The following is a 24,597-nucleotide window of genomic DNA, read 5'->3' as shown; positions in this document are numbered from 1 at the left end:
GATTTTTTAGAGTTTAGTCTGTTTTGTTTAAAAAATTGGTTCTTTGCTATAATATATTATCTAATTTATTGGAAATTATATTCGTTATAATGAAATAATCTTGGCAATAGCGAAACTCTGTATCGATTTTGTTCTTAGAGTCCGCAGTGGAATAAACATGAGGGAACCCCGAACCGGACCAGCAACGGAGAACAAAATGAAAAATATGCTCATTTATTCGAGCCTCCTGGCAATTGCGCTGGGATTATTCGGGAATTGTGGGGAGGGAACTTCCGATAGTTCCGCACTAGCGCTAGCGGCAATCAGCGGGGGAACTTCAAGTGTAAAAGTTGCCAGCGCTTCCGATCTAGCGATCGAATCTGCGGACGATTATAACGAGAATCGATTCGGTCTAATCACGGCATCTACACTTAGAACTTGGGTAAACGACTGGGCAAACAATAAGCCAGCAGGAATTACCGGAAATTTGGTGATCTTTCAAGCAAACAAAGTGGGAGCGGATTCGAATAAAAGTTTAATCCTTCCTACAACCGGAGTGAAAGTTTTTATCTCCGTTGATGGAAACAACTCAGCGCTTTATTCTTGGAAAACTTTTAGAGAAACCAGATACAACGGTTTGATCTCTATTCCTGGCGGAACTGCAACAACTGGAGGATTCGGAATTATCGGCGGCGCGAGCATCGACGAATGGTTCCAAACTTACGGGGTAGATCCTACTAAGGATCTGATCGTTTTTGCAAGCGGTAACGGAGATAACTACGGATCCATCGGTCACCAACATTATTCGTTAAGATATTGGGGTGTGGCGCACGAACATCTTGCTATCTTGAACGGAACTATTAAAGGTCAATTCCCTGAAGCGGAATTAGGCAATGATACCGACGAGTCTGTTCCTCCTTTGAACGGAACATTCTCGGTGAAACAACTGAAGAATGTGGATAACAGAATCTTAACATTGAGCATCGAAGATACTATCGAGGTAGTGAAGAACAACGGAAACCATAGTGTAAAGGGACTTTCTTCCAGCGTTTTGATCTCCGATAACAGAACTAAAAATAATACCAACACTATTGGCGCGTATACTTCGACTGCTGGATGGCAAGAATACGATGGTGGAGAGAACACAACTGTAACCACTAAAACTTCAGGTGGAGCAGTCGCTTTCGAAGGTCACTTAAAAGGAGCAGTATTCGTTCCTCACTTTAACTTAATTGATCGGGCGTCTTTGGACAACACTTACGCTTATACTACTTCAGCAGCAGGGACTTTTAATACCCTCAAGTTCAAATCCAAAGCGGATGTTAAGGATATTTGGGATACTTACGGAACCACCGGCGGACCTAATGCAGGTGCGCCTGCATATGAAGAAGGCCAAACTATTCTTCAATACTGTAGGACAAATACCAGAACTCAGACGAGCGGTATTTCCACTCTTCTAATCTTGGGACGTCCAACCGTATTCTTGGAAGATGGGTGGAGTATCTTCGGGTTCTTATCAGGAAACTTCCCGGCTGCGAATTTCAACGACGATGTGACTGCTGGGGCTTCTTCTTATCCTTCCGTTCCGGTTAAATTTGCTGCGGACGTTCAAGGTGTGATCGAGTCCGGCGCCAGGGGATCCGGATTAGGCCCGCACTATAACTCCGGTGTAAAAAAATCCACTGTGGATTATTTCCAAATCAACTCTTCGGCTACTACTACCAAAGCGGCCTTTGTGGAAGACTGGAATTACAAAAATCAATAGTCGCGACTTAGATAAAGAGGGTGGGTGAATCTCGCCCTCTTCGATTCCGTAACATAAGAACCGGTCCCAATGGTCCAGGTTTTTTAAACCCGTGATTAAACGCTTATCGATAACCTAAGTTTTTAAGGCGGATTATAAAAAAAAGAGGGAGTTACTGTTTTATGAAAATCTTATATATATATGCGCTCATAGGCGTATTATTTTTCTCTTCTTTGGAAACACTTTTCGCTTCCGGGGGATTCGGAGGAGGTGGAGTGGCCGGTCAGGCGCTTCGCGGAAAGGAAAGAGAGAAGTTCAATCTCGGCAAAGCAATCTATAACGGAGAAGTCGCCTTAGACCCTAAAAAAGAAGATCTCGCAAAATCGCAGAAAAACCGGTTGGAATATCTGCAAGGTTCCTTGCCCAACTCGGAAAAAGGAAGGGTAAACCTGGAGGATTTGGCGGGCAAATTGTCGGAAGAACAGATTTCCGCTTTGGAATTTTTCGTAAGTATCCGCTTCAACCTGAAGTTGGAGGAGAAAAGGGATTAAGCAGGGAATCTTTATATAATGAAATATTTAATTAAGAAGGGAGTTCTCCTTCCCCTTCTATTTTTGGCCCAACCTTTTTTTATTGGGGAATTATTCTCTCAGACGGTTTGGGCTCCTTACCAAAGACAACTATGGGTCCGGACTACCGCGGTGAATTCGGTCTATGATTCCGCATACGTGGGTAAATACCATACCACTTACGACGACGATGTCCGTATCAATGTGGGCGCTCTTGCGTTCGAGTATGGGATCACTGACAGACTGACTATGGATTTGCAGACAGGTTTCGGTAAATTGGGAAGAACCCAATTAATAGACCGTTATTTCGGGACCTTAACTTCACCTGAACAACCGGACAAATACGGGATCATTGATTCGAGAGCGGGTTTACGCTACAAGATTTTGGATGAATATGATTTCGATTCTATCTGGATCCCGACAATAAGCGTAAGGGTTGGTGGGATTAAAAAGGGAGATTATGATAGAAATCCTCAGGCTTTAGGAGATGGATCGAACGGTGCAGAGGTAAATATCTATCTGGGAAAAGACTTCAACATTTGGGGACTCGGCGCTTTGGGTGAATGGAGTTATCGGAAAAGGGAAAAACCGGTACCGGATGATATTCTTTATTTCGGAGCGCTGTACAAACGTTTTTTCGATTCTTTTATCTTCATTGTTGGAAGCAGAGGACAGATCGGACAAGGAGGATATGCTTTCGCCGATCCAAGAGGAACTCCTCCTTTAAACTTGATCCAGTTGGATCCGCCTTCTATTGCTCCTTTCGGGCAGGATTGGTACAATTATTACCTAGAGCACGAAAGGCCTGCTTGGGGAAGAAAGGAAGTATATCATAACGTGGAAGTAAGTTTGGGGTATACGGATAAGTACGGGAATTATTATAACTTCTTCTATTCTTATACATATTCCGGATACAACACCGCAATCTTAAAGACCTTCGGGTTCTTGATCAATTTTCCGTTTAACTTGTGATCGGAGGGAATATGTTCGATTTTAATATTAGAAAATTAGGAATTCGTGTTTTACTAATCCCTTTTCTTGGATACTGCAGTGCGCCGGAGTATATCACTCCATATCAGAAACTTGCTTTGGTGCAACCAGTGCAGGTTTTCGGGACTTCTCAACTTTTGTCGGTATCCGACGACGATTATAATAATAATTCGTACGGACTCATCACTGCGTCCACTTTGGAATTTTGGCGATCGAATTGGGCTGCGAATCATCCTTCTGTGATCAGCGGAAGGCTCATCATCTTTCAGATCAGCAGCGGATCTCTTTCCGGTTCTTATATAAGACCCGAGGCTGGTGTCAGAGTGTATGGGATCAGTTCAAGTTCTACGGATTATACTTTTTTCGGACAGACCAGATTTAACGGTCTGATGGATACGGAGACAATCGTTCCGGAGGGAAAGAATATCGACGCATTCTTAAAACGTTTCGGGGTCAATCCGGCAACGGATCTGATCGTCCTTGCACAAGATGTTCCGAGTGACGGAAATCTGATGCTGACCCTTCGATCTTGGTATACAATGTATTATTGGGGAGTGGAAAAAAATCATCTTGCCGTTTTGAACGGAGCGATTTCCGCAAAGATCGCAGCTTCCGAGCTTACCGGCGGGTCTTCCTACACTGTTCCTACAACTAGCGGGGCGGGTAATCTAGGAGGTTTGTATCGGGATCACACGATCTTGCAGGCTACATTAGCGGATGTTTTTAATGCGGTCCAAGGGTTTACAAATCCGACTTTCGAAAGTTCCACACCTGCGCCCGAAGGAGGAAGTTTTATTTTAGATGCAAGGACTGCCGCGGAATACGATGGTTCCGGAACAACAATTGGAGCTTCTACTTATACTTGCGCGGATACCCCTAGTTGTTATACACCTTTCGAAGGCCATATTAAGGGAGCAAAGAACATTCCTTTCGCGAACTTTATCAATGCGAACAAGGAGTTCCTACCGAAATCGGATCTTCAAAACCTTCTCTCTACGAATGGATATACGAACGGACAGACGATAATTGCGTATTGCAGAACGAACATACGATCTTCCATCACCGGATTTGCCACGCTTGCGATCCTTGGATATCCGACCAGATTTTATGACGGCTCTTGGGTAGAATGGGGATCACTTGCTTACGATCCCAGCGCTGCTTGGTCCAATCTAAGCGCGGTATCTCCTTGGAGAACGGACAGATCCGCTGTTACTGAATCGATTACGTATAACGTAGGAAAATCGGGAATAGACACATCCAATATTTCTAATTTAGGTAATTATTTCACTCCGGACCGAAATTTTGCGAAAGGTACGAACGATATCATAGACCAGGATAAAAAATATCTTTCAGGTTCTGCTTCCTCCGGCGGCGGAGGAGGTGGTTCAGGAGGCGGTGGTGGGGGAAATCCTTGCGGAGGATAACCTCTTTATTCTTCCTGGCTGCATTTATTGCGGCGGCCTTCTTCTTTTTGTATTGTAAAGAAGAAGGGTTTCACCAAAGGCATTGGGCATTCCCCCTCGAATCCCAAGGCTCGCTTTCAGTAGATCCGAACCCGGCCTCTTGCGGGAGTTGCCATTTACAACAGTTCGGTTCATGGAAGTCGGCACTTCACTCCCGGGCCGTTGGCCCGGGCTTTCTTTGGCAATTACCTCGGATCGGAAAACACGGATCCGAAAATTGTTTGAATTGCCATAGCCCAAATCCGGAAACCAAAAACATCTTACTTTCTCGTTTAGGTTGGGGAGAAGTATCCGATCCAGCTTGGAAACCGGGAAGTGAAGAAAACGGAGTCCAATGCGTAAGTTGCCATCTCCGAAAAGGAAAAATATACGGACCGTTTCCCAAAGACTGGGCTAAGGATAGAATATTCCAAAATTCGAATATTCCTCACCAAGGTTTTATTCCCCAAAAGGAATTCGAAGAATCCGAATTCTGCAAGAACTGCCATCAATCTCCCGATACCGCAAAACAGGTAAACGGAAAGTTTCTGATGGATACCTACGGTCAATGGAGAAGGTCCGGATTTGCAGATTCTAACGTGCAATGCCAGAACTGCCATATGCCGGACAGAAAGCACGAATGGAAAGGTATCTCCGACGCTGAAATGGTAAAACGTGGGGTCCAAACTTCTTTACAAGTACTCCCAAAAGAAGAAGGAGCCGAAATTATTTCCGAACTCAAAAACTCCGGTGTAGGGCATTCATTTCCCAGTTATTCGGTCCCAAAAGTATATTTAGAAGTTTGGACAGAATCCCTCACTGGAAAAAGAAAAAAGATCTCCGAGAAAACATTAGGCTGGATGTTGGATTTAGAATTGCAGAAAGAAATTTTCGATACAAGACTTTCTCCGGGAGAATCCGCTCTTCTTCGTGTCCAAATATCAAAAGAAGAATTTTCCAAAATCAAACGGGTCGAATTCATCGTTACAGTAGATCCGAAAGAATATTATAAAAGAATGTTTCAGGATAATTGGAACTACAGAGATACATTTCCAGAAGATACAATACCTTGGGTTTTGCCGAATTTAAAAAAGTCATTAGAAGAAGCAAACGCTGCAAAATACGAATTGGCTCGTCTCGAATGGAAAAAATAAACGCAGGGATATTCGCACGCAGAGACGCAAAGACCGCTAAGGATTTTTTTCGCACGGAGATCACAGAGGGGTGGTGAGGAGTGTAGGAGTTCCAACACGCGATAGTTAAGTTGGATGTTGGAATTCCTACATTGCGTATCTTCTTTTCTTTGCGGCTTTGCGTGAAAAATAAACACTCCGTGCTCTCTGTGTTCTCTGTGCGAAACAGCAAAAAACTAGTTTCCGAATCTACCGCAGATCCCCAAAATCATCCCGAGTATGGCATCTATATTAGAAGAACCGGAATTCCCAAAATTAATAAGTGCATATAGAGAAGCCTTAAAACGGAGATATTCCAAGACCAATTTATCTAAGTATCCAAAGTTCTCTTCTATCCCGGAGGAGAAAGTGGATCTTTTAGTACGCTACTTTCTGGAACTGCTATACCCGGAACACGCGGGTAGGAAGAAATTGGACGGTGCGTTCGAATCCTTGGCGGGATTTGTACATTCTCCGCCAAAAGTATTCGGGCTTTTAGGCTCTTTGAGTATAGCCGTATTCAAACTGGGCCGCCATTTAAAGTCAGCATTCCAAGCCGGATTTGCAGCATTACATTCTTATGTAACCGCTCACAGATTCGAAGAGATCATGTTTTCGAAAGCAAAAGAATTATTAAAAGAAGGGAAGGATCTCACGAATAAATCAGTCTTTGATCAGGTTCTTGCTTCGGTTTCTAAAAAAGACGCGGACCAATTTCGGGAAGATATCTTAAGATTATTCGCCACACTTTCGGATAAGGAACTTCTTTCTAAGATCAAACAACTCATGGATGCAGTCGTTAATACGATGAAGTCCAAAACGAAAACATATACGCAGCAAGAAGTAGAAGGTATTATGCTCGGAGCAGGTATCCTCACAAAGGGAGAAGAACTATTTTCCGGGATGACTCGAGAGGAAATGGATTTAATCTTAGAAGCGATCGACCAAGTGGAGAAGGATGCCTTTGAGGAAGCAATCGCTACTGTAAGCGGTACATAACCCGTGCCGACGGTCGGAGTCGAACCGACACGGGGTTGCCCCCGCTGGATTTTGAATCCAGTGCGTCTACCAATTCCACCACATCGGCGGGTTTTATAATTCCTTATTGGATCAGGAATCGAGTTCGATGTATTTGCCCTTACCGCGGGCAACAATCTTACCGATCTCGTTCTCGATTTCGGCTCTGTTTTCGATCACTTTTTTGTTCTTTTTAACAAACCAGCCACGTAAATGCAGAGGTTGATTTACTTGGGCAGGTTGCAAGAAGCGGATCGTCAACTCGCCGGTTGTTGTTTTAAAATTCATCGCCTCATTGATTTTGGCCATGATTTCGTCCAAAATAGTGGCGATGATTCCGGGATGGATCACGTCCGGAGACCCTTGGAACTTTTCAGGAACCGTGTAGTCGCCGTAAGCGGTTTTTGTGTCCTCATCAAAGGTGATCTTTAATTGAAGACCGTCCGGATTATCAGGACTAGACCCGAAGCTCAGGTTTTCCCGAACCGTTGATTTCATATATGTCAAGTTATTACTTAACATTCATGGTGTCAATCGGAAAAAAGCTATTGGGTCCCGTTTAAGAACGACGTAATGTTCTGTCGAAAATACTAGGTAAGATTTTTTCTAATGACGGCCCTTCTTTTATTACTAGGACTTCTTTCTGCGGGAGCAGGAGCATACACTTTATTCAGAGATCCGAATAGATCTTCCGGAAGTCCTACGCCTTCTCCTGGAGGCGGGGCTGCGAGTGGAGGAGGTGGTCCCGGCTCTGGCTCCTCCGGTGGGGGAAGTCCCACTCCAGCTGATCGCGGTAAACTAGTCAATGTAGGAGACCAAGATTCTTCCTCTTCTCCGACTTCCTCATCACCACAAAGAGGTGGCGGTCGGGAAGAAGCGGAAAAACCTAAGGACGAATGGAGTCCTCCTTCCGGAAGCGGCGAAAAACCGAACTATCCAGGATTAAAGAAGAAGGAAAAATTACAACTTCCTCATGCAACCGACGATATCATTCGGAATAATTCTCGTTATGCTCATCATCGAAGACCTTTGCTTCATTCGGAAGCATTGGTGGATAAGGAGAACTTTTTAGGCGCATTAGAAATATTAAAAAGAACTAATGCTCGAATTCCTGATGCGGATATTAACGAGAAAATAGACAATAATATCCAAGCGATCGAAGATCATCTAAGTTCTCCTCCGGAAGAAGAGATGTACACTCCGGATGATCCGAATTATACCGGACCACCGATTCCCATGGGGGATCTGGTCAAAGCGATCAAGGATATCAGCCAAGCATTAGGAAATAATCTTTCCCAGGGATTTGCTAATCCGATCCAGATCCAAGCTCCTCCCGGAATGGAGGTCCCGAAACTTTCTGCGGAATTACCGCCGGGGCCGGTATCTTATCAAATTATTTCTTATGCCCCTTCTTCCGGGCCGATGCCTCCGCCTCCACCCGGAGCGCCTATTTCTTATAGTGCGGGAGTTCCTTCCCCTCCAGGAGGATTTCCTCCTGGGCCTGGCGGTCCTCCTCCAAGCGGTGGTCCGGGTCCTGTAGGCCCGGAAGATTTTGCTCCTTCCGAACCTTCTCCGAAACCGAAAGACCAAGAACACCTAAATCCGAATGAGATGGATCTTCCGGAAGATACGTTCTTTACGGATGAATGGGATAAGTTTAAAGACCTTCCTCTTGTGGATAGAAGGACGGGAGAAGACCGTCGCTCCCAAGCAGATAGAAGAGGTGGAGAAGGTTCTCGTAAGGATAGAAGAGGGGAACAAGATAGAAGGAAAGAAGATCTTTTCCAAGAGAGAGATGATTATCTCAAGAAGAAGGCGGAGGAAAAACGCCAAGAAAGAGAAGAGCAAGCATTTGAAGAACCTTTACCTCAGGATTGGCCAAGACCTGAATATCCTCTTTCCGATCAGATCCCAGGTTATGCAGCACCTGTACTTCCTCAGATCGATCTTGTTCCGATCCGTTTACCCGATCCGGAAGATAAAGTCTTACGAGGGGAGCCTGAAGGAACTCCTCAAGCTGCACCAGCACCGGCTCCCAGTGGAGAAGCTGCTTCTGCGCCAGGTCCAGTAGAATTACCGAAAATAGATCTTCCCGATCCTGTGGATGAAACGAAACGGGAAGAATATACACCTGAAATTCCTCCACTCGCGGGACCAGGGGCTCCGAGTTCCGCACCGGCTCCTTCTCCTAGCGCGGAAGAAGCTCCGGAAATTGAAGTACTGGATGGGGGCCTGGAACCTTTAGACCAAGATCGTCCGGAAGGCCCAGGCGGAGGACAGGACGACGAGCCTAAGATGATCCACGGTATTCTGGAGTTAAAACCTCCGGAAGTGGACGATGCTCCGTTCTTGACCTTGACCTATGATTTCGGGAAGATACCTCATTCATTTAAACTTTCTAAGAATTACAGTATTATGGAATACTCATATTATAAGTATAAACCTATGCTGATCAAGGCCCAGGAATTCGCCCGCCGCAAAATGTTGAAAAATGCTCTGAACTATTATCGTGTGATCAAATCCCAGAACATCCCTCCCGAACTTAGAAAGATGATCAATCGCAACATCAAGGACATCACAGAGTTCATGGAAAAATATCTAATGGCCAAGGGGTAAGGTTCACACAGAGACCACGGAGCACACGGAGCTAAGAACAGAATACGGGAATCGCTTTCATTTAAAGCCCCTTAGTGTTCTCTGTGATCTCCGTGCGAAAAAACTTATTAAACCTGAAATTCTGTCTGAAAACTGCGATTGGTTGAAATATTTCGTTTTTCAGAAAAAAAGAAAAACTGCTTTCCTTCCTGGCTGTCTAAATTTAGAATGATTCTAAATAGGAGAGAGCAAAATGCCTCAAGTTACTTCACTCGCACCGGACTTTAAAGCAGAAGCCGTTATCGGTCAGCAAATCAAGGAAATCAAACTTTCCGACTATAAAGGAAAGTGGGTTGTTCTATTCTTCTGGCCCCTCGACTTCACTTTCGTTTGCCCAACTGAGATCATCGAGTACGATGCAAAATTGGACGAATTCAAAAAAATCGGAGCGGAAGTTCTAGGAGTTTCCGTGGACAGCGCTTTTACTCACCTTGCATGGAAAAACACACCTCGTAAACAAGGCGGATTGGGAGATATCAAGTATCCTCTAATTGCTGACATAACGAAGTCAATCGCAAGAGATTACGGAGTTCTTACCGAAGGCGGAGTCGCGCTTCGAGGTACCTTTGTGATCGATCCTGCCGGAGTGATCCGTCAGTCTACTATCAACGACCTTCCTGTAGGAAGAAACATTGATGAAGCGATCCGTTTGGTGAAAGCTTTCCAATACGTGGAAAAACACGGCGAAGTTTGCCCTGCAAACTGGGACGAAGGCAAAAAAACCATGAAAGCGGATCCGGAAAAGTCCAAAGAATACTTCTCCGCGGTAAACTAATCCAATATTTACGGAAAATCCGGTCGTATCGGCCGGATTCTCCTTTCTTAGAATTTCTCCTGGTCCAAGCGACCATATCCTTAAAATCTGGTTATAATAGCTCGCAGCGGGCAAAACTCGCCTTTTAGACTTTCGGAAAGGGTTGCATCTTTCTTTTTAAAGTCTAAGATATGGGAGAACAATATTATGGCACAAGCACTTGAGATCATATCCGACGAAGACAGATATTATCGTGCGGATAATTTTCCCAAAGGACTTACACGCAAAGTGGTGGAGTCCATCTCCCATATCAAAAATGAGCCTGCGTGGTTGACCGAGTTCCGTCTAGAGGCATTTAAAGTTTTTGAAAGTAAACCTATGCCTAGTTGGGGATTTTTTCCTAACTTCAAAGTGGATATAGACGAGTATGTGCATTATATAGGCGCAAATCATAAAAAGAAAAAATCCTGGGACGAAGTGGATCCGGAAGTATTAAAAAGTTTTGAAAGACTTGGGATCCCCGAACACGAAAGAAAATACCTGGCAGGGATCGAGGCCATGGAAGATTCCGAGACTGTTTACGCTAACGTCAAAAAGGAACTTACCGATCTAGGAATTATTTTCTGCGATATTGATACTGCGATCCGCGAATATCCTGAGATCGTTCGAAAATATATCGGGACTGTAGTCTCTATCGGAGATAATAAATTCTCCGCATTGAACTCGGCTGTCTTTTCGGGAGGATCTTTCGCATACGTTCCAAAAGGCGTGAAAACTCCTATGCCTTTGCAGGCTTATTTCAAAGTGACTGCAGCTTCTTCGGGACAATATGAAAGAACTCTTTTGATCGCAGAAGACGGAGCGGAGTTGGAATATTCGGAAGGATGTTCTTCCGTCCAAGATAAAGGCACAAATTTCCATACCGCAGTGGTGGAATTGATCGCTCATAAGAATTCCAAAATATTCTACACTACTATCCAGAACTGGAAAAAAAATATGTATAACTGGACCGTGAAACGTGGTCTTTGTCATGAGGCGGCTCATATCACCTGGACGGATGTGAATATTGGAGCAAATACGATCAAGTATCCTGGTATCGTATTACAAGGGGATAATTCTACGGGAGATATTCTCTCCTTGGCTTTTGCAGGTTCCGGTCAGATCCAAGATACCGGTGCAAGGATCATTCACGTTGGTAAAAACACTCGCAGTAATATTCTGGCAAAAGGTGTTTCCTTGGATGGTGGGATCAACTCTTATAGAGGTCTTGTAAAATTCACAACAGGCTCTTCTAACGCATATAGCCATGTGAAATGTGACGGCCTAATGATGGACGATCGTTCGCAATCCCATGCCTATCCTTATAATGATGTGAGCGGGCAGAACGGTACTTTGAACTATGAGGCGACCGTTTCTCGTATCGACGAGGACCAACTTTTCTATCTTCAATCCAGAGGACTTTCGGAAGACGACGCAAAACTGCTTATCATCAACGGTTTTTGTGAGGGTGTAACCAAACACTTAAACGTGGAATATTCCGTGGAGATGACTCGGCTGATCAGAATGATCCTGGAAGACGGGAAAGTTATTTCCGAACATTCGGATTCTGCCGTTTCCTGACCGGAAAAAAGCTGGTATTCCTTCTAAAATCCGGTCATACAAATCGTATGCAGAGAATATTAGGTTTTTTCCTGGTGGTGGGTTTGATTTTGGCGGGGTTTCAGATCTTTTCTCCGGAGACTGTTTCTTCTAACGAACCTGAAAAAGCGGACACTCAAAAAGAAGAAGCAAAATCGGAGACTTCTTTTCAATTCTCTTCTATTGTTTCCGGGATCACCGATTTTATAGACCAGTTAGAAAAAGAATCGGCAAGCCGTAATAACACTCCTGAAGTCCTTTCGGACCAGGAATTGCAGGAACTTTTCCAACAAGGTTTAGATTCTTATAATGCAGCCGAATATGAGAATTCTATTTCCCAATACGATCGTTATATTGCCGTTAACCCTGAAAATACTTCCGCATTCTATAATCGTGGCTTAAGTAAATATTATCTGAATCGGTACGCCGAGTCCGAAACCGATTTCGATTCCGCGTATTCTTTAGACCGCGAGAATCTGGATGCATTATATTACAGAGGATTAAGTCGTTTAAGTTTGGAAAGAAAAGAAGAAGGTTTGGAAGATATGAACCTCGCCATAGATTCCGGTCTAAATAAGTCTTATGCTTTTGCAGAAAGAGCGATCCAGTTGAGTATATTAGGAAAAACGAAAGAAGGTTTGGCGGATGCTAAAAAATCCGTACAATTATCGCCTAAATACACGAGAGCCGTTTTTGCTTTAGGTTTTGCGTCTTACGCTTCCGGAAAATACAAGGAGAGTGTTTCTGCTTATTCCAAGGTTCTAGAAGATTTGCCGGACGATTCCATTTCTTACTTTAATCGCGGTTTAGGTTATGCGGCCTTAAAAAGAAAGGTTGAGTCCTGCAAAGATTTTAAAAAATCCTGGGACCTGGGATATGTCGATGCAGAAAAACAATATAAGGAATCTTGTGAGTGAACGACACTCTTCTAAATTCTGAACCCCGAGAAAATGAGACCGGAAAAATCCCGGTCAAGGGCCAAACTTTAGACGAGCTCACCCGGATCATCTCGGATTTGGGGGAAAAACCTTTTAGAGCGAAACAAATCTATAACGGATTGTACGCCAATCGTTACGAATCTTGGGATGAATTTTCCACAATAGGAAAGGAACTTAAGGAAAAATTAAAAGAGAAGTTTAGCTTCTCCACCATCAGCGTTGCGAAACATTTAAAATCGGTGGACGGGACCCAAAAGTTTACGTTCGAATCCATTCCCGGCAGCGGAAAAGAATTCGAATCCGTTTGGATCCCTTCCGGAGACGGCGGAAGAAAAACGATCTGTATTTCTTCCCAAGTAGGTTGCACTCTAAATTGTAAATTCTGTGCCACTGCCAAATTGCCTTACCAAGGAAATCTAAAAGCGGGTGAGATCATCGACCAGATCCTCCAGGTGGAAAAGATTGTTGGTGATCGTGCCACAAACATAGTGTTCATGGGAATGGGTGAACCAATGCATAATTACTTTAATGTAATGCGTGCAGCGGAACTTCTTCATGATCAAGAAGCTTTGGGAATGGGTGCAAAAAGAATTACGATCTCCACTTCTGGAGTCGTAAACGGCATTCGTAGATTTATAGAAAATAAAGAGCCTTATAATCTTGCGATATCGCTCAATCATCCCGATCCGAACGGAAGAAAAGAGATCATGGATATAGAGGAGAAGTTTGCACTTCCGGAACTTTTAGACGCCGCCTTAGAATATACCAAAGTCCTAAAGCGTAGGATCACATTCGAATACGTGATGATCCCTGGCGTGAATATGAGCGCGGAAGACGCTAAAAAATTAGTGAAGATCGCAAGAAGATTGGATTGTAAAATAAACGTGATCCCTCTGAACACGGAGTTCTTCGGTTGGAGAAGACCCACCGACCAGGAAATAGACGAGTTTTTGCGGCATCTGGAACCTGCTGGAGTTCCTATTTTGAACAGAAGATCCCCGGGAAAAGACATCAACGGGGCCTGTGGAATGCTCGCCGCAAAAAGTTGACCTTAGATCCATATCCAATAACCTAGCTGGAATGAGGCTGTCTCTTTTTTCGACCTTATTCTTATTTTCTTTTATTCTGATCGGCATCACTGATTGTAAGGATCCTTACCAGCAAAAATGCCAAGAGATCTGCGGGTTTTTCACCTCTTGTGTGGAGAAACAATTCGGATCCAAAGGGCCCATGGATGCCTCCCAAAAAAGTTTCATGCAGATCGAATGTGAATCCGGATGTTTGAGAGAACAAGGATACGCGATGCCTTGTTACGAGTCCGAAAAAACATGTACCGGATTTACACGTTGCCTCATGGAATCCGGGCTCATGGATTGATGGTATCGTTTTTCTATTAAGTTTGGAGTATTATAAAAATATGAATTTCGTTCAGGATGGGAAAAACGTTCCGATTGTGAAATATTCAGTGTGGTTTCTTTTGGCAGTGGCTGTTCTGCCCTTATTTTTGACATTTCCTTTGGATGTGATCGATATCGATTCCTCCCAATATGCGGAGATCGCTAGGGAAATGACAGATAGCGGAAATTGGTTTTTTATCCGCGACAATGGTAGAAGGTATTTGGATAAGCCGATCCTGACTTTCTGGAAGATCAGCGCTTCTTTCACTCTTTTTGATCAGAATAATTACGCTTTTCGTTTGCCTGCAATCCTTATGACCCTAATCTCCCTTTGGGGAGTTTTTACGATCACCAAACTATATTCAGGAAATATAAAACGTGCCTGGATCTCCGTATTTTTATACGCATTGTCTCCGGGATTGTATGCAATGGTGGTGGATCCTAAGATAGACGTGTATGTGACTCCATATATCATCTTAGTATTCGCATTTTATTATTTAGGAACGAAAAAGAATCCGGCTTACTATTATGCAATGTATCTCGCTATGGGACTCGGCTTTATCACAAAGGGGCCGATCGCAGTCGTGATCCCAGGGATCGGGATCGGCGGGGATATCCTTTTTAGAAGAGACTGGAAAAGACTTCTCGGAATGAAAATTTTCCCGGGAGGTTTTTTGGCCTTACTTCCCCCGTTCCTTTGGTCGATTCCTTTATATTTGGAATTTAATACCTACGGACCGTATTTCTTTCTTTGGGTGCAATCTTTCGGACGTTTTTATGTGAAGATGTACGATCAAAAATTCAATCCTCTATTCTTCTATTCCAATTTCTCTTGGGCGTTCGGAATATTCATATTGCCGTTTATAGCTTGGATCGGTTCGAATTTGGTCGGATTCATAAAGGAGAAGGGCAAAAATGTATTTTCGAATATTCGAAAAAATGAATGGAAGGAAAAGGATTTTGTTCCCGCCTTCTGGCTCTTCCTATTTTTATTTTTGATCAGTTTTTCCAAATACCAACTCCCTCAATATATTTATTGGTGTCTTCCTGCGGGAGCGGTTGTAGGTTCCGGATTTTTACTTAAGCTGATCGAAAGCCCGGAAGGATCTCTTTCCCTTGTAGGGAAAATTTTAGTGTATCTGACTAGTTTAGGATTCGTATTTGCCGGAGTTTTATTTCCGATCTTGGTTTTAGATGTTCCGATCTCCTATTATGTTTGGGTGGCTGTTTATCTGGGAATTGCGGCGATCGTTCTGCTGTATTTTAAAACGGAAGCGGCGCTTGGGACTTTGGTGGTATCCGTCTCCTTCTTCTTTACTTTGGTAAGTTTGTATGCGTATCCTTTGCTTGTTTCTTACCAACCTTCCAAAGAAGTGGGAGAGATTATCCAAGAGGCGGAGCCTGGAAAAGAAAAGTTTTTGATGTTCGGCGTTCCCGCCTCCAAGAGATCTTATGCATTCTATGCAAAACGTCTGACCAGGACCTTATTCGATCCGGAAGTTCTTTTCGAAGCTCTGCAAAAGGACGGGGAAAGAATGATACTCATCTCCGAAAAGTATCTACCTCATTTTGACGAATTCACTTCGAACAGAGTGGATTTGGATATTTTTGCGGAATATGAGAGTTATAAAGTGGCCACTCCAGAGTTCGGTTTTTTCTTAAAATCGAAACGAGATTCTCTGACTACCAAGGTATACTTAGGAAAGGTCCGATTTAAGTCCGGAAAAGAGACCCCGACTACGAATTCGAAATAATTCTTTTTTTCTAATTTTTGGAAAAAAGTATAAGGGAAATTTTACGAACTCACCGAATTCTTAAGTAGGCTTTGTTATGAGCCTGGTTTGGTTTTGGTCCCAGGGTCCTCCTGGGGCTACTTTTCCCCCATAAGTAATTCTCGACTTTTGATCATTCTTCTTTTAGAAATGATAAATGGATTTTTCCCGTTCCTTGTTCCTCTGCGCGTTCTTCCTTCTATTTCAATGTGTAACTTCTCCCATTAAAAACACTCCCCTTAAGGAAGAAAATCATATCCTGTCCTGGGATAAGAGAGAAGCAGAAGCTGTTAAGATCTTGACCGACCTGATCCGGATCAAATCGGTTCGAGGGAACGAAAAACAAGTTGCAGAATATATAAGATCCATTTTCGAAAAAGAAGGCATCAAGACCAAGTTTATCTCCGAGCCTGGATTTCCGGATAGAGTGAATCTGATCGCTGAGCTAGAACCAAACATTCCCAGTTCCGAAAAAGGTTTAATTTTAGGAAATCATTTGGATGTGGTAGAAGCGGATCCGAAAGAATGGACAGAAGATCCTTTTGCAGGCGCAATCAAAGAAGGTCGGATCCATGGACGAGGGGCCTTAGATTGTAAGGGTCTCATCGCAATGCAGATCGTTTCCTTTTTGGAACTCAAAAGATCCGCTGTTCCACTTAAAAGAAAAATAATGTTCTTAAGTATGGCGGACGAAGAATCCGGAAGCGAAAGAGGTGCCAGATTTTTATTAAAATCTCATCCTGAATTATTCAAAGATTACGGATATATGTTGAACGAAGGAAGTTTCGGCACCAAGGATGTGGCTATCCCTGGAAGTACTATCTTCAATATCCAATATGCGGAAAAAGGAAATCTTTGGTTGAACGTTAGAGCAAAAGGGGAGCAAGGACATGGTAGCACTCCCAGCCAAAATTATTCTAATCTAAGGCTTCTGAAATTTTTAACGGAAGTTTTGGAATATGATACGGAGATCCGTATCTCTAAGGAAACCCAAGGATTTTTTTATCAACTAGGAACGATCAGCTCTTTTCCTAAATCGTTTATCTTAAAAAATTCAAATATTCCAGTCTTGAGAGGATTATTATACGGACCGATCCGTGCAAGTAAACAACTGAGTGCGATCACTCGAAATACTAAAGCTGTTTCCGGTCTACGGACGGAAGAAGGTAAAGGCCATAATGTTCTTTCTTCCTTGGCGGAAGCGAAATTAGATGTGAGACTTCTTCCCGGATTTGATCCTTTGGAATATTTGAAAGAGATCCGAAAGATAGCTGCAAAATACGAAGTGGAAGTGGAGCCTGCAGCCACTGTATCTTCTGATATATCCACACTAGATTCGATCTTATTCCAGAGACTTGCTTCCGTTGCGACTCGTAAAATTCCGGGAAGTGTGGCGACTCCGTTTATTTCTCCAGGTAAAACGGACAATGCGTACTTTCGCCAGATAGGTATGGAATGTTATGGATTGATCCCGGTCCTTCTAAACGAAAAGGAACTCAGTATGCTTCATGGTAAGAATGAAAGTATCAGTTTGGAAAATCTGAAATTGGGAACACAGATCCTCTTCGAGATATTGTATCAAATGAACTAAAACGATTTTTCTCTGCGCTCTCAGAGCCTCTGCGTGACCAAAGTGCTTGTCAAAGAAGCTGGACCGAATCCTTATGTTCGAAAAGCGAGAATTGGATCCACATTGGTTCGTTATATTATTCCCTATATCTTTTTATATTTATTTTACCTTCCGTTCAGAATTCTACCTTATAGAACCTGCTTACTTTACGGAAGATTTTTGGTATGTCTACTTTATCCCCTCGCTAAAAAACATCGTAAGATCGCTTACGAAAATATTTCGTATGCTTTCCCGGAATATTCGGAAGAAAAGAAGAAGGAATTGGTATGGAAAAGTTTTCTTCATATAGGGGACCTTCTTGCAGGTACTTTATTCGCTCCTCGTTTAAACCGCAAATGGATGGATAAGTATCTTGTTTATGACGAAGAATCTTTGGTTATAGAGCAGAAAACGATCCAAGAAGGAGTGGGAGTCGTTCTGATCTCAGGACATTTCGGGACCTGGGAAATCCTTGTGCAGTTCATGGGGATCCGAATGAAAGGAGGCGGGATCTATAAAAAAGTCCGTAACCCTTATGTGGATCGACTCATTCATAAATTAAGAACTAAGAATGGGATCAAATTAGTTTCCACGGAAGAATCCAGCCAAGTAACTAAAATGTTAAAACAAGGTTACTGGGTGGGATTCGGTTCCGACCAGAACGCAGGTAAGGTCGGGATCTTTGTGGACTTCTTCAATCGTAAAGCATCCACGTATCAAGGTCCGGCTTTGATGGCTTATTTGACCGGCGCAAAAATGTTACTCTATTCGGTTTTATGCGGAGAAAAAGGAAAAGTGATGGTGCGAGTGAAAGATCTTGGCTTTGTAGATAAGTCCGCATTCTCCGATCGAGAAGCAGCGATCCGTCATTACACCGAAGTTTGGACAAAAGCATTGGAGGAAGAAGTGAAGCTGTATCCTGAACAATATTTTTGGGTACACAGAAGATGGAGAACGAAACCGGGAGATTTTCCGGGTCAAACGTAAGTATGGTCCCTGCGATACCGATCATTTCTTTTACGATCTGCGTTTTTTCCGCATTTCTGATCTTTACCAAACGCCCAAGGTATCCTTTCGATTCAATTTATTCCGTATTCACGATCTTTCTTGCGGCACCTCATTTAGGACATTTGTTTGTCCATCGATTCGAATGGGGGCCTGAGTTTTTAGATTTTGCGATCTTATTTCCTTATACTTATGGTCCATTATTATTGCTTTATATACGAAATCTAACGACGGGAAATGAAAGTTTTAAAAGAACGGACCTTCTTCATTTTGTTCCTTTTGTGATTTTACAAAGTGTACTTTTGGTAAGATTGTTTTTCTTTCAACCTCCGGAAGAAGGATTTTATCCTCATGAATGGCACAGACCGAGCAAGGGATTTCATCCGAGCGGAGGATTATTGGTCACTTCTATGCTGGTATATTCGGTCTGGACATTCCTACTTTTGAACAGACATAGGAAGAATATAGTAAATCATTTTTCCAATATAGATAGCATTAAGGATTTACGATGGATGTATTGGAGTCTGGTACTATTCGTAATTTCCACAGTCGTCCATATTTTGTTAGAAGGTCTGCTGTTCACGGATCTTCCTCCTGAAAACTACGAACCTAGGTTGATCCGAGGAGTGGCCGTTTTGGCGTTTTCCGTATTTTTTTGTTGGTTCGGGGTTCGACAAACTGTGGTTTATACTCATAGGGAGTTGCACACGTTTCGGGAAAAAATTTCAAAGGAAGAAGAGGTTGTAAGCGTAGAGGAAGAACGCAAAAAATACGAAAAATCGGGCTTAAGAGAAGATAAGATCCCGGAGTATCTTTCTAGGATCCGTAATTATATGGAGTCCGAAAAACCGTATAAAGATTCGGAATTTTCCATAGATCTACTATCCGAAAACGCAGAAGTTCCCAGATTTTATATCACTCAGATCTTAAACGAAAGATTGGAAACAAATTTCTACAATTTTGTTAATGAATATAGGATCAAAGATATCATCTCTGCTTTGGAAAATATTTCAGAAGAACGTCCTAATTTTTTGAGATTAGCCCTTGAGTATGGATTCAATTCCAAGTCCACGTTTAATACCTCCTTTAAAAAGGTCACTGGAAAGACCCCAACCCAGTATCTGGAAGAAATTTCCAAAGCAGCCCATGCCTAAATCCTAAAAATATGGTTCGAGCCGATTGGCACGGTCGAATTCCTCCGAAAGATTTCGTAGATTATACCTATCTAATTAGTTTGGAGTAGTTATGCTTCGTTTACGATCTATTCTATTGATTGCTGTTGCGGTCTTTATGTGGAATTGCGATAGCTCTGGGGGAAGCGACCTTTCTTCCGCTGCGGTTTTATTGGCCGCTTCTCAATGTACACCTACAACCACCACTACAATGCCTACAACTTTGACGGACAATTCTTCCTGTCCAGCGGCAGTGAACAATGCAACGGATGATCTGGGTTTCGGGGGGCCTACCTGTGTGACTAGTATCGCTGCAGAGGCTCCTTGTTGGATGAAAACCAATTTTCATTGTGTGACTGTGACGGTAGAAGGTTCCAACTATGTGATCACTACTACTGATAGGCCTCCTCACAAAAGCGCATATTATAGTGTTGCCTCCGGTTATAATGAGTCTATGGATTCCGGATTCACTACTAATCCGAATACTATTCTCACCCAGAACATTACTATGACGATTCCGACAACTCCTACAGTAACCGATTGTTCTCAGTCCAATGCCGGATCGGATTCGGTCGGAATTTCAACATTGGGAATCGTGATCTTTAATAATCAAGCGGCACCCGGAGATTCTTTTGCCACGGAATATTACACGATGGACCAGTCTCAAGGACATCCTCAGAATACCGGGAAATACCATTATCATACGGAACCGTATAAGATTACGACTGATGATGATAATATGGTAGGGCTTATGTTGGACGGATTTCCGATCTATGGAAAGAGGAACCAGTCGGGAACTTATCCAACATTGGATTCAACAACTCATACAACTTCCTGCACACCTACGGAATTTCCGGACGGGACTTACTGCTACCATGTAGAGAACCAAACAGGTTATAACGGATATATTATAGGAAGTTACTTCAAGGGAACTCCGGGCTCCGTAGACTAAGTTGAGGTCAGATTGAATTTCTATATATTTGCGATCTGTTTTCTTCTAGTTGCTTGCGATCCGGTCCGGGTTGCAAGCACGGATCCTTCTATCACTCGAAATGGAAGATATGTTTCCTTTAGGGGTGATAAATTCACCGGACTCTTAGAATCCAAATTGGATGAACTGGAAGTTGTCCGTGTGACCTCTTACAAAAACGGTTTGCCTGACAGGAACGAAAAGGATGTACACTTCAACGGTCAAATTTTGGCGGAAAGAGAGTTTTCCGAAGGAAAGAAGGTAGGAACTCATCTAGGTTGGTTTCCCGACGGTAAAAAACGTTTTCAGAATGAATACCTAGAAGGGCAGTTCCACGGTTCCCAATGGGAATGGAGAAACTCAGGATCGTTGTATTCTTATGCAAAATTCGATCATGGAAAGGTGATCGGGAAGAAGATGTGGAGAGAGAACGGACAGATCTATATGAATTTTGTGATCTACCAAGGACGCGCGTATGGAATGACGGGCGGAAAATTATGCAGCCAGATCCGAGGAGATGAAGATGGGAATACGATCCTATTCTAAAATTTTATTCTGCAGTTTGGTTTTGTTCTCTCTTTTTGCAGGTTGTGCAAAAGATCCGAAAGAAGAATATTCCGAAGAGATCACTGACTTCTCTTTACCACAAAAGGACAAACTTCCTTTGTATTATGGAAAGGATTTGCAGCCTGTTTGGGAAAACAAAGGTACCAATAAGCCTAGAGAAATTTCCAAATTTATAATGAAAGACCAGGAGAATCAAAATGTATCAGAAGGCTCCTGTAAGGGAAAAATTACCGTTGTCTCCTTCTTTTTTACGAAATGTGCAGGGATCTGTCCAACGATCACAAACAATTTGAGTTTGGTGCAGAAGGAATTCGAAACAGATCCTAATATCCAAATATTGTCCTTCTCCGCTACTCCTGCTTTGGATTCTCCTCAGGTTTTAAAAGAATACGGATCCAAACGAAAGATCCGATATGAAAAATGGAAACTCCTGACAGGGAACCAAAAGGAAATTTATGCATTAGCGAGAGATTCCTTCAATGCGGATACAGCGATCCCAAAAGAGGACGCTAAAAAGAAACTCACGGAAAGGGATTTTCTACACTCGGACCATGTATATCTTTTAGATACTCAGCTTAGATTACGCGGGATCTATAATGGTAAAATGAGATCTTCTATCCAGGAGTTGAATTCGGACATAGAAGTTTTGAAACGAGAACTTTGATCCCGCTTTAAACATAAGATATTCTCCTGAGTTCATGTTAGCTCCCAAAATTGGAAGTAACATGAACTTGGAACCAATATTCCGCGAGATTGGGATTGGATTGGGACAAACTGGTTGACGCATTAAAAAAATGTAAACATCCTTGGGTCATGAAAAAGACAGCAACAGGACACAAATATCGATTCCCATTAGTAGGATTAGAACAAGAAGAACCTACTGTTAAAAGCCGAATTCCGTCTAACAAAGTCGGAGAACCTAAAAAAAGAATACTCGGGATCTTAAAAGGAAAAGCCTCCTTTAAGATCTCCGATGATTTCAAAATGACAGAGGAGGAATTTCTGAATCTGTGAACTATCTATTAGATACGCATGCGATCTTATGGGTTTTGTTTCAGCCGGAGAATCTATCCTATAAAGTAGAATCGGAAATTCTAAACCAAAGAAATCGGATCTTCATTAGTAGTATTTCTTTGTGGGAAATTTCTCTGAAATTTTCTCTGAAAAAATTAGAGTTGCAGGGAATAACTCCTGAACAATTGCCTAAAAAGATTCGAGAAGTTGGATTTGAGTTTATAGGAGATTCTCCGGAGATATTTGCGAATTATTTTAAATTGCCGACTGGGAAACATACGGATCCATTCGATCGTTTTCTAATCTGGCAGGCAGTAAGTTTTGATTTTGTGTTCATTACGAAAGATAGGTATTTAAAGGAATATAACCCTCTGGGTCTAAGATTGTTTTGGTAAAAGTAAAGGTGACGTCATACGCAACTCCGATCTGACATCCTGTATTTCTCTTTAGTATAGGATGTTGGATATCTTTTTAATTTCCGGCCTCACTGTTTGTTAGTCTAACTCATCTCTCCAGCAACAGATCCGCACTTACCGGACAATGATCCGAAAGGCCTTTTTCTGCGCTTGGATTTCCGTCAAAATTTCCATCGTCGGATTCAAACTTTGTTTGAACAAAACTTCCTGGCTGCCAGTCCATATTCGTGATCAGGTAATCGATAAAGCCGTCTTGATGTTGCCAACAATCCGATTTTTGTTTATAGTTCGCGGATTTTATTTTCAAGTTCCCTCGTAGAATTTTCCAAAGATCCGCTTTTTTTTCCAGAACCTCATTAAAATCCCCTAATAGAACGAATTTGCCGAGAGACGGAAGGATTTCCTTTAGTGCAAGTATCTGTTCCTTTCTTTCCTTTTTATCTTTGGCAGAACGACCTGCTTTTAAATGGACCACCAAGAAAAAAACCTTTTTGCCATCGATATTAAACTCCGCAAGAAGTCCCTTTCTGAGTCCCGGGCGAAAAGAAAGTTGTTCCAATTCTTTGATGACCGGTTTGCCTAATTCCTTCTTCCAACAAAGTCCCAACTCTTGGGAATAACCAGGGGTCACCGTGGCCCTGCATTCATATTCATTTATTATAATATGATGAAGCGCTGTTTCGTTTTCTATTTCTTGGAATCCGATTATATCCGGACGGTTTGAAAGTAATATCTTTTTGATCTTAGCAAAATCCTCTTCCGTTCTATGTTTTCTATCTTTTGGGAATTGATGAAAATCTCCCACCTCATCATATAAAAAATACGAATTAAAGGTAGTTACTTTGAGTTTTTTTATGGGACCTTTCGCGATAATGGAAATTGTTATTAGGAAAGCGAAGGGAATTCCCAGAAATCGTATCAGTGGGCAGTGCATCATACTTTCCAAATTTGATTTTTGAATTCGTATTTTAGCGAAGTATAAAAGGTAAATCCAGGAATTTTCGGAATGTAAAGAACGATCGTTCTGATCATATCTATCATAAACTTAGGTTTTGTATCCGAGATCTTTTAACTTCTAAAAAAAGACCATATTAAGTACAAATTGTATCCATTTAATTGATACTAAGTCTCAAAGAAAAATGCAAGAAATCGCCAAACCAATCGTGTTTTTAGGCGTTTACTTGCAATTTTAACCGAAGCCAAAATCCTTGTTCCCAAACCTTATTTTGGAACCCACGGGACTTCTCACGAATGAATAAGAAAGCTTTGAAACTTTCGGTTCCGCTTATTGCTATTGCAGCAGTGGCTTACCTGATTTTTTCTCCCTCCAAATATGTAGGCTACTCTCCGGATCAGCCTATACCTTTTAACCACAAGATTCACGCAGGTGATAATAAGATAGACTGTCGTTATTGTCACACTGGTGTAGAAACAAGCGCTCACGCAACGGTTCCGAATACTTCAACTTGTATGAACTGTCACTCGCTTGTTGCAAAGAACAGCCCAGATATTAAATTTTTGAGCGAAAGTTACTCGAACAAGAAACCGATCGAGTGGGTGAAAATCCATGACCTTCCGGATCATGTTCAGTTCAATCACTCTCGCCATATCTCAAGAGGCGTGGATTGTTCTCAATGCCACGGCAATGTAGCTGAAATGGTCAAGGTCAAGCAGGTAGCATCCCTGAATATGGGATACTGTATCAACTGCCACCGGGAGAACAACGCTCCCACCGACTGTTCCACCTGTCACAGATAATCAGGAGATAGCATAACAG

General features: G+C 42.5%; 24 protein-coding genes and 1 tRNA gene. 22 read left to right on the top strand and 3 right to left on the bottom strand.

Annotated elements, in window-relative coordinates; all coding sequences use genetic code 11:
• The first annotated feature begins 196 nt into the window (after positions 1 to 196).
• The 6 genes from LEP1GSC192_RS04995 to LEP1GSC192_RS04970 all read left to right on the top strand — a co-directional run bounded on the left by LEP1GSC192_RS04995 (position 197) and on the right by LEP1GSC192_RS04970 (position 6,895).
• Positions 197 to 1,744 (top strand): hypothetical protein, encoded by a 1,548-nt coding sequence (locus LEP1GSC192_RS04995; protein ID WP_020768777.1) that lies wholly within the window; start codon positions 197 to 199, stop codon positions 1,742 to 1,744.
• Between the two features lie 161 nt (positions 1,745 to 1,905).
• On the top strand, positions 1,906 to 2,274 hold the full coding sequence (locus tag LEP1GSC192_RS04990) for a hypothetical protein (protein ID WP_020768958.1): 369 nt from the start codon (positions 1,906 to 1,908) through the stop codon (positions 2,272 to 2,274).
• An 18-nt stretch (positions 2,275 to 2,292) separates the two neighbouring features.
• A complete protein-coding gene (locus tag LEP1GSC192_RS04985; RefSeq protein ID WP_020768781.1) occupies positions 2,293 to 3,264 on the top strand; it encodes a hypothetical protein in 972 nt (323 codons plus the stop codon).
• Positions 3,265 to 3,275: 11 nt separating this feature from the next.
• Positions 3,276 to 4,706: a sulfurtransferase gene (locus LEP1GSC192_RS04980; protein WP_020768931.1), complete on the top strand. Its 1,431-nt coding sequence runs from the start codon at positions 3,276 to 3,278 to the stop codon at positions 4,704 to 4,706.
• Positions 4,694 to 5,878, top strand: a complete 1,185-nt coding sequence (locus LEP1GSC192_RS04975; RefSeq protein WP_020768823.1) for a multiheme c-type cytochrome — start codon at positions 4,694 to 4,696, stop codon at positions 5,876 to 5,878. The genes LEP1GSC192_RS04980 and LEP1GSC192_RS04975 overlap by 13 nt, the downstream gene beginning before the upstream one ends.
• Before the next feature lie 258 nt (positions 5,879 to 6,136).
• Entirely contained in the window at positions 6,137 to 6,895 is a 759-nt protein-coding gene (locus LEP1GSC192_RS04970; RefSeq protein WP_036089102.1) for a hypothetical protein, read from the top strand.
• A 4-nt stretch (positions 6,896 to 6,899) separates the two neighbouring features.
• Here LEP1GSC192_RS04970 and LEP1GSC192_RS04965 read toward each other — a convergent pair.
• Positions 6,900 to 6,983 (bottom strand) — tRNA-Leu (locus tag LEP1GSC192_RS04965).
• Between the two features lie 23 nt (positions 6,984 to 7,006).
• Entirely contained in the window at positions 7,007 to 7,411 is a 405-nt protein-coding gene (locus LEP1GSC192_RS04960) for a PaaI family thioesterase (protein WP_008595600.1), read from the bottom strand.
• Positions 7,412 to 7,522: 111 nt separating this feature from the next.
• Here LEP1GSC192_RS04960 and LEP1GSC192_RS04955 point away from each other — a divergent pair, with 111 nt between their 5' ends.
• The 15 genes from LEP1GSC192_RS04955 (at position 7,523) to LEP1GSC192_RS04885 (ending at position 22,799) form a co-directional block, all read left to right on the top strand.
• Positions 7,523 to 9,529 carry a hypothetical protein gene (locus LEP1GSC192_RS04955; RefSeq protein WP_020768843.1) on the top strand — a complete coding sequence of 669 codons (2,007 nt, stop codon included), beginning with the start codon at positions 7,523 to 7,525 and terminating at the stop codon, positions 9,527 to 9,529.
• A gap of 232 nt (positions 9,530 to 9,761) precedes the next feature.
• Positions 9,762 to 10,343 carry a peroxiredoxin gene (locus LEP1GSC192_RS04950; RefSeq protein ID WP_020768941.1) on the top strand — a complete coding sequence of 194 codons (582 nt, stop codon included), beginning with the start codon at positions 9,762 to 9,764 and terminating at the stop codon, positions 10,341 to 10,343.
• 186 nt (positions 10,344 to 10,529) lie between these two features.
• Positions 10,530 to 11,942, top strand: a complete 1,413-nt coding sequence (gene sufB / locus LEP1GSC192_RS04945; RefSeq protein WP_020768788.1) for a Fe-S cluster assembly protein SufB — start codon at positions 10,530 to 10,532, stop codon at positions 11,940 to 11,942.
• 47 nt (positions 11,943 to 11,989) lie between these two features.
• A complete protein-coding gene (locus LEP1GSC192_RS04940) occupies positions 11,990 to 12,877 on the top strand; it encodes a tetratricopeptide repeat protein (protein WP_020768957.1) in 888 nt (295 codons plus the stop codon).
• On the top strand, positions 12,874 to 13,947 hold the full coding sequence (gene rlmN / locus LEP1GSC192_RS04935) for a 23S rRNA (adenine(2503)-C(2))-methyltransferase RlmN (RefSeq protein WP_020768900.1): 1,074 nt from the start codon (positions 12,874 to 12,876) through the stop codon (positions 13,945 to 13,947). Before LEP1GSC192_RS04940 ends, rlmN begins: the two co-directional genes overlap by 4 nt.
• Before the next feature lie 31 nt (positions 13,948 to 13,978).
• Positions 13,979 to 14,275, top strand: a complete 297-nt coding sequence (locus LEP1GSC192_RS04930) for a Cys-rich protein (RefSeq protein WP_020768752.1) — start codon at positions 13,979 to 13,981, stop codon at positions 14,273 to 14,275.
• A gap of 40 nt (positions 14,276 to 14,315) precedes the next feature.
• Positions 14,316 to 16,049, top strand: a complete 1,734-nt coding sequence (locus tag LEP1GSC192_RS04925; protein WP_020768878.1) for a glycosyltransferase family 39 protein — start codon at positions 14,316 to 14,318, stop codon at positions 16,047 to 16,049.
• Positions 16,050 to 16,224: 175 nt separating this feature from the next.
• A complete protein-coding gene (locus tag LEP1GSC192_RS04920; RefSeq protein WP_020768861.1) occupies positions 16,225 to 17,658 on the top strand; it encodes a M20/M25/M40 family metallo-hydrolase in 1,434 nt (477 codons plus the stop codon).
• A 102-nt stretch (positions 17,659 to 17,760) separates the two neighbouring features.
• On the top strand, positions 17,761 to 18,663 hold the full coding sequence (locus tag LEP1GSC192_RS04915) for a lysophospholipid acyltransferase family protein (RefSeq protein WP_036089141.1): 903 nt from the start codon (positions 17,761 to 17,763) through the stop codon (positions 18,661 to 18,663).
• A complete protein-coding gene (locus LEP1GSC192_RS04910; protein ID WP_232420962.1) occupies positions 18,624 to 19,835 on the top strand; it encodes an AraC family transcriptional regulator in 1,212 nt (403 codons plus the stop codon). Before LEP1GSC192_RS04915 ends, LEP1GSC192_RS04910 begins: the two co-directional genes overlap by 40 nt.
• 91 nt (positions 19,836 to 19,926) lie before the next feature.
• A complete protein-coding gene (locus LEP1GSC192_RS04905) occupies positions 19,927 to 20,805 on the top strand; it encodes a YHYH protein (protein WP_020768921.1) in 879 nt (292 codons plus the stop codon).
• 12 nt (positions 20,806 to 20,817) lie between these two features.
• Positions 20,818 to 21,369 carry a toxin-antitoxin system YwqK family antitoxin gene (locus LEP1GSC192_RS04900; RefSeq protein WP_020768758.1) on the top strand — a complete coding sequence of 184 codons (552 nt, stop codon included), beginning with the start codon at positions 20,818 to 20,820 and terminating at the stop codon, positions 21,367 to 21,369.
• A complete protein-coding gene (locus tag LEP1GSC192_RS04895) occupies positions 21,347 to 22,054 on the top strand; it encodes an SCO family protein (protein WP_020768907.1) in 708 nt (235 codons plus the stop codon). The genes LEP1GSC192_RS04900 and LEP1GSC192_RS04895 overlap by 23 nt, the downstream gene beginning before the upstream one ends.
• A gap of 95 nt (positions 22,055 to 22,149) precedes the next feature.
• A complete protein-coding gene (locus LEP1GSC192_RS04890; RefSeq protein ID WP_020768970.1) occupies positions 22,150 to 22,404 on the top strand; it encodes a hypothetical protein in 255 nt (84 codons plus the stop codon).
• Positions 22,401 to 22,799 (top strand): type II toxin-antitoxin system VapC family toxin, encoded by a 399-nt coding sequence (locus LEP1GSC192_RS04885; RefSeq protein ID WP_020768849.1) that lies wholly within the window; start codon positions 22,401 to 22,403, stop codon positions 22,797 to 22,799. Before LEP1GSC192_RS04890 ends, LEP1GSC192_RS04885 begins: the two co-directional genes overlap by 4 nt.
• A 109-nt stretch (positions 22,800 to 22,908) precedes the next feature.
• Here LEP1GSC192_RS04885 and LEP1GSC192_RS04880 read toward each other — a convergent pair whose 3' ends face one another.
• Complete coding sequence (locus LEP1GSC192_RS04880) at positions 22,909 to 23,754, bottom strand: endonuclease/exonuclease/phosphatase family protein (RefSeq protein WP_020768952.1); 846 nt, start codon at positions 23,752 to 23,754, stop codon at positions 22,909 to 22,911.
• Positions 23,755 to 24,071: 317 nt separating this feature from the next.
• On the opposite strand from LEP1GSC192_RS04880, the gene LEP1GSC192_RS04875 reads away from it, so the two are divergent.
• On the top strand, positions 24,072 to 24,578 hold the full coding sequence (locus LEP1GSC192_RS04875) for a cytochrome c3 family protein (RefSeq protein ID WP_008594443.1): 507 nt from the start codon (positions 24,072 to 24,074) through the stop codon (positions 24,576 to 24,578).
• Positions 24,579 to 24,597: the final 19 nt, after the last annotated feature.

It is taken from the genome of Leptospira sp. B5-022, assembly GCF_000347035.1.
In the GTDB taxonomy this organism is placed as follows: domain Bacteria; phylum Spirochaetota; class Leptospiria; order Leptospirales; family Leptospiraceae; genus Leptospira_B; species Leptospira_B cinconiae.
The sequence above is the reverse complement of the archived record's forward strand: the minus strand, read 5'-3'. Positions and strand labels throughout refer to the sequence as shown.

Bases quoted from the DNA above. Each gene is read 5' to 3' on its own strand.
- LEP1GSC192_RS04905 (WP_020768921.1), top strand. From the start codon at position 19,927: ATGCTTCGTTTACGATCTATTCTATTGATTGCTGTTGCGGTCTTTATG.
- LEP1GSC192_RS04925 (WP_020768878.1), top strand. From the start codon at position 14,316: ATGAATTTCGTTCAGGATGGGAAAAACGTTCCGATTGTGAAATATTCA.
- LEP1GSC192_RS04960 (WP_008595600.1), bottom strand. From the start codon at position 7,411: ATGAAATCAACGGTTCGGGAAAACCTGAGCTTCGGGTCTAGTCCTGAT.
- LEP1GSC192_RS04980 (WP_020768931.1), top strand. From the start codon at position 3,276: ATGTTCGATTTTAATATTAGAAAATTAGGAATTCGTGTTTTACTAATC.
- LEP1GSC192_RS04950 (WP_020768941.1), top strand. From the start codon at position 9,762: ATGCCTCAAGTTACTTCACTCGCACCGGACTTTAAAGCAGAAGCCGTT.
- LEP1GSC192_RS04940 (WP_020768957.1), top strand. From the start codon at position 11,990: ATGCAGAGAATATTAGGTTTTTTCCTGGTGGTGGGTTTGATTTTGGCG.
- LEP1GSC192_RS04875 (WP_008594443.1), top strand. From the start codon at position 24,072: ATGAATAAGAAAGCTTTGAAACTTTCGGTTCCGCTTATTGCTATTGCA.
- LEP1GSC192_RS04930 (WP_020768752.1), top strand. From the start codon at position 13,979: ATGAGGCTGTCTCTTTTTTCGACCTTATTCTTATTTTCTTTTATTCTG.
- LEP1GSC192_RS04995 (WP_020768777.1), top strand. From the start codon at position 197: ATGAAAAATATGCTCATTTATTCGAGCCTCCTGGCAATTGCGCTGGGA.
- LEP1GSC192_RS04985 (WP_020768781.1), top strand. From the start codon at position 2,293: ATGAAATATTTAATTAAGAAGGGAGTTCTCCTTCCCCTTCTATTTTTG.
- LEP1GSC192_RS04910 (WP_232420962.1), top strand. From the start codon at position 18,624: ATGGAGAACGAAACCGGGAGATTTTCCGGGTCAAACGTAAGTATGGTC.
- LEP1GSC192_RS04970 (WP_036089102.1), top strand. From the start codon at position 6,137: ATGGCATCTATATTAGAAGAACCGGAATTCCCAAAATTAATAAGTGCA.
- LEP1GSC192_RS04990 (WP_020768958.1), top strand. From the start codon at position 1,906: ATGAAAATCTTATATATATATGCGCTCATAGGCGTATTATTTTTCTCT.
- LEP1GSC192_RS04880 (WP_020768952.1), bottom strand. From the start codon at position 23,754: ATGCACTGCCCACTGATACGATTTCTGGGAATTCCCTTCGCTTTCCTA.
- LEP1GSC192_RS04895 (WP_020768907.1), top strand. From the start codon at position 21,347: ATGGGAATACGATCCTATTCTAAAATTTTATTCTGCAGTTTGGTTTTG.
- sufB (WP_020768788.1), top strand. From the start codon at position 10,530: ATGGCACAAGCACTTGAGATCATATCCGACGAAGACAGATATTATCGT.
- LEP1GSC192_RS04955 (WP_020768843.1), top strand. From the start codon at position 7,523: ATGACGGCCCTTCTTTTATTACTAGGACTTCTTTCTGCGGGAGCAGGA.
- LEP1GSC192_RS04920 (WP_020768861.1), top strand. From the start codon at position 16,225: ATGGATTTTTCCCGTTCCTTGTTCCTCTGCGCGTTCTTCCTTCTATTT.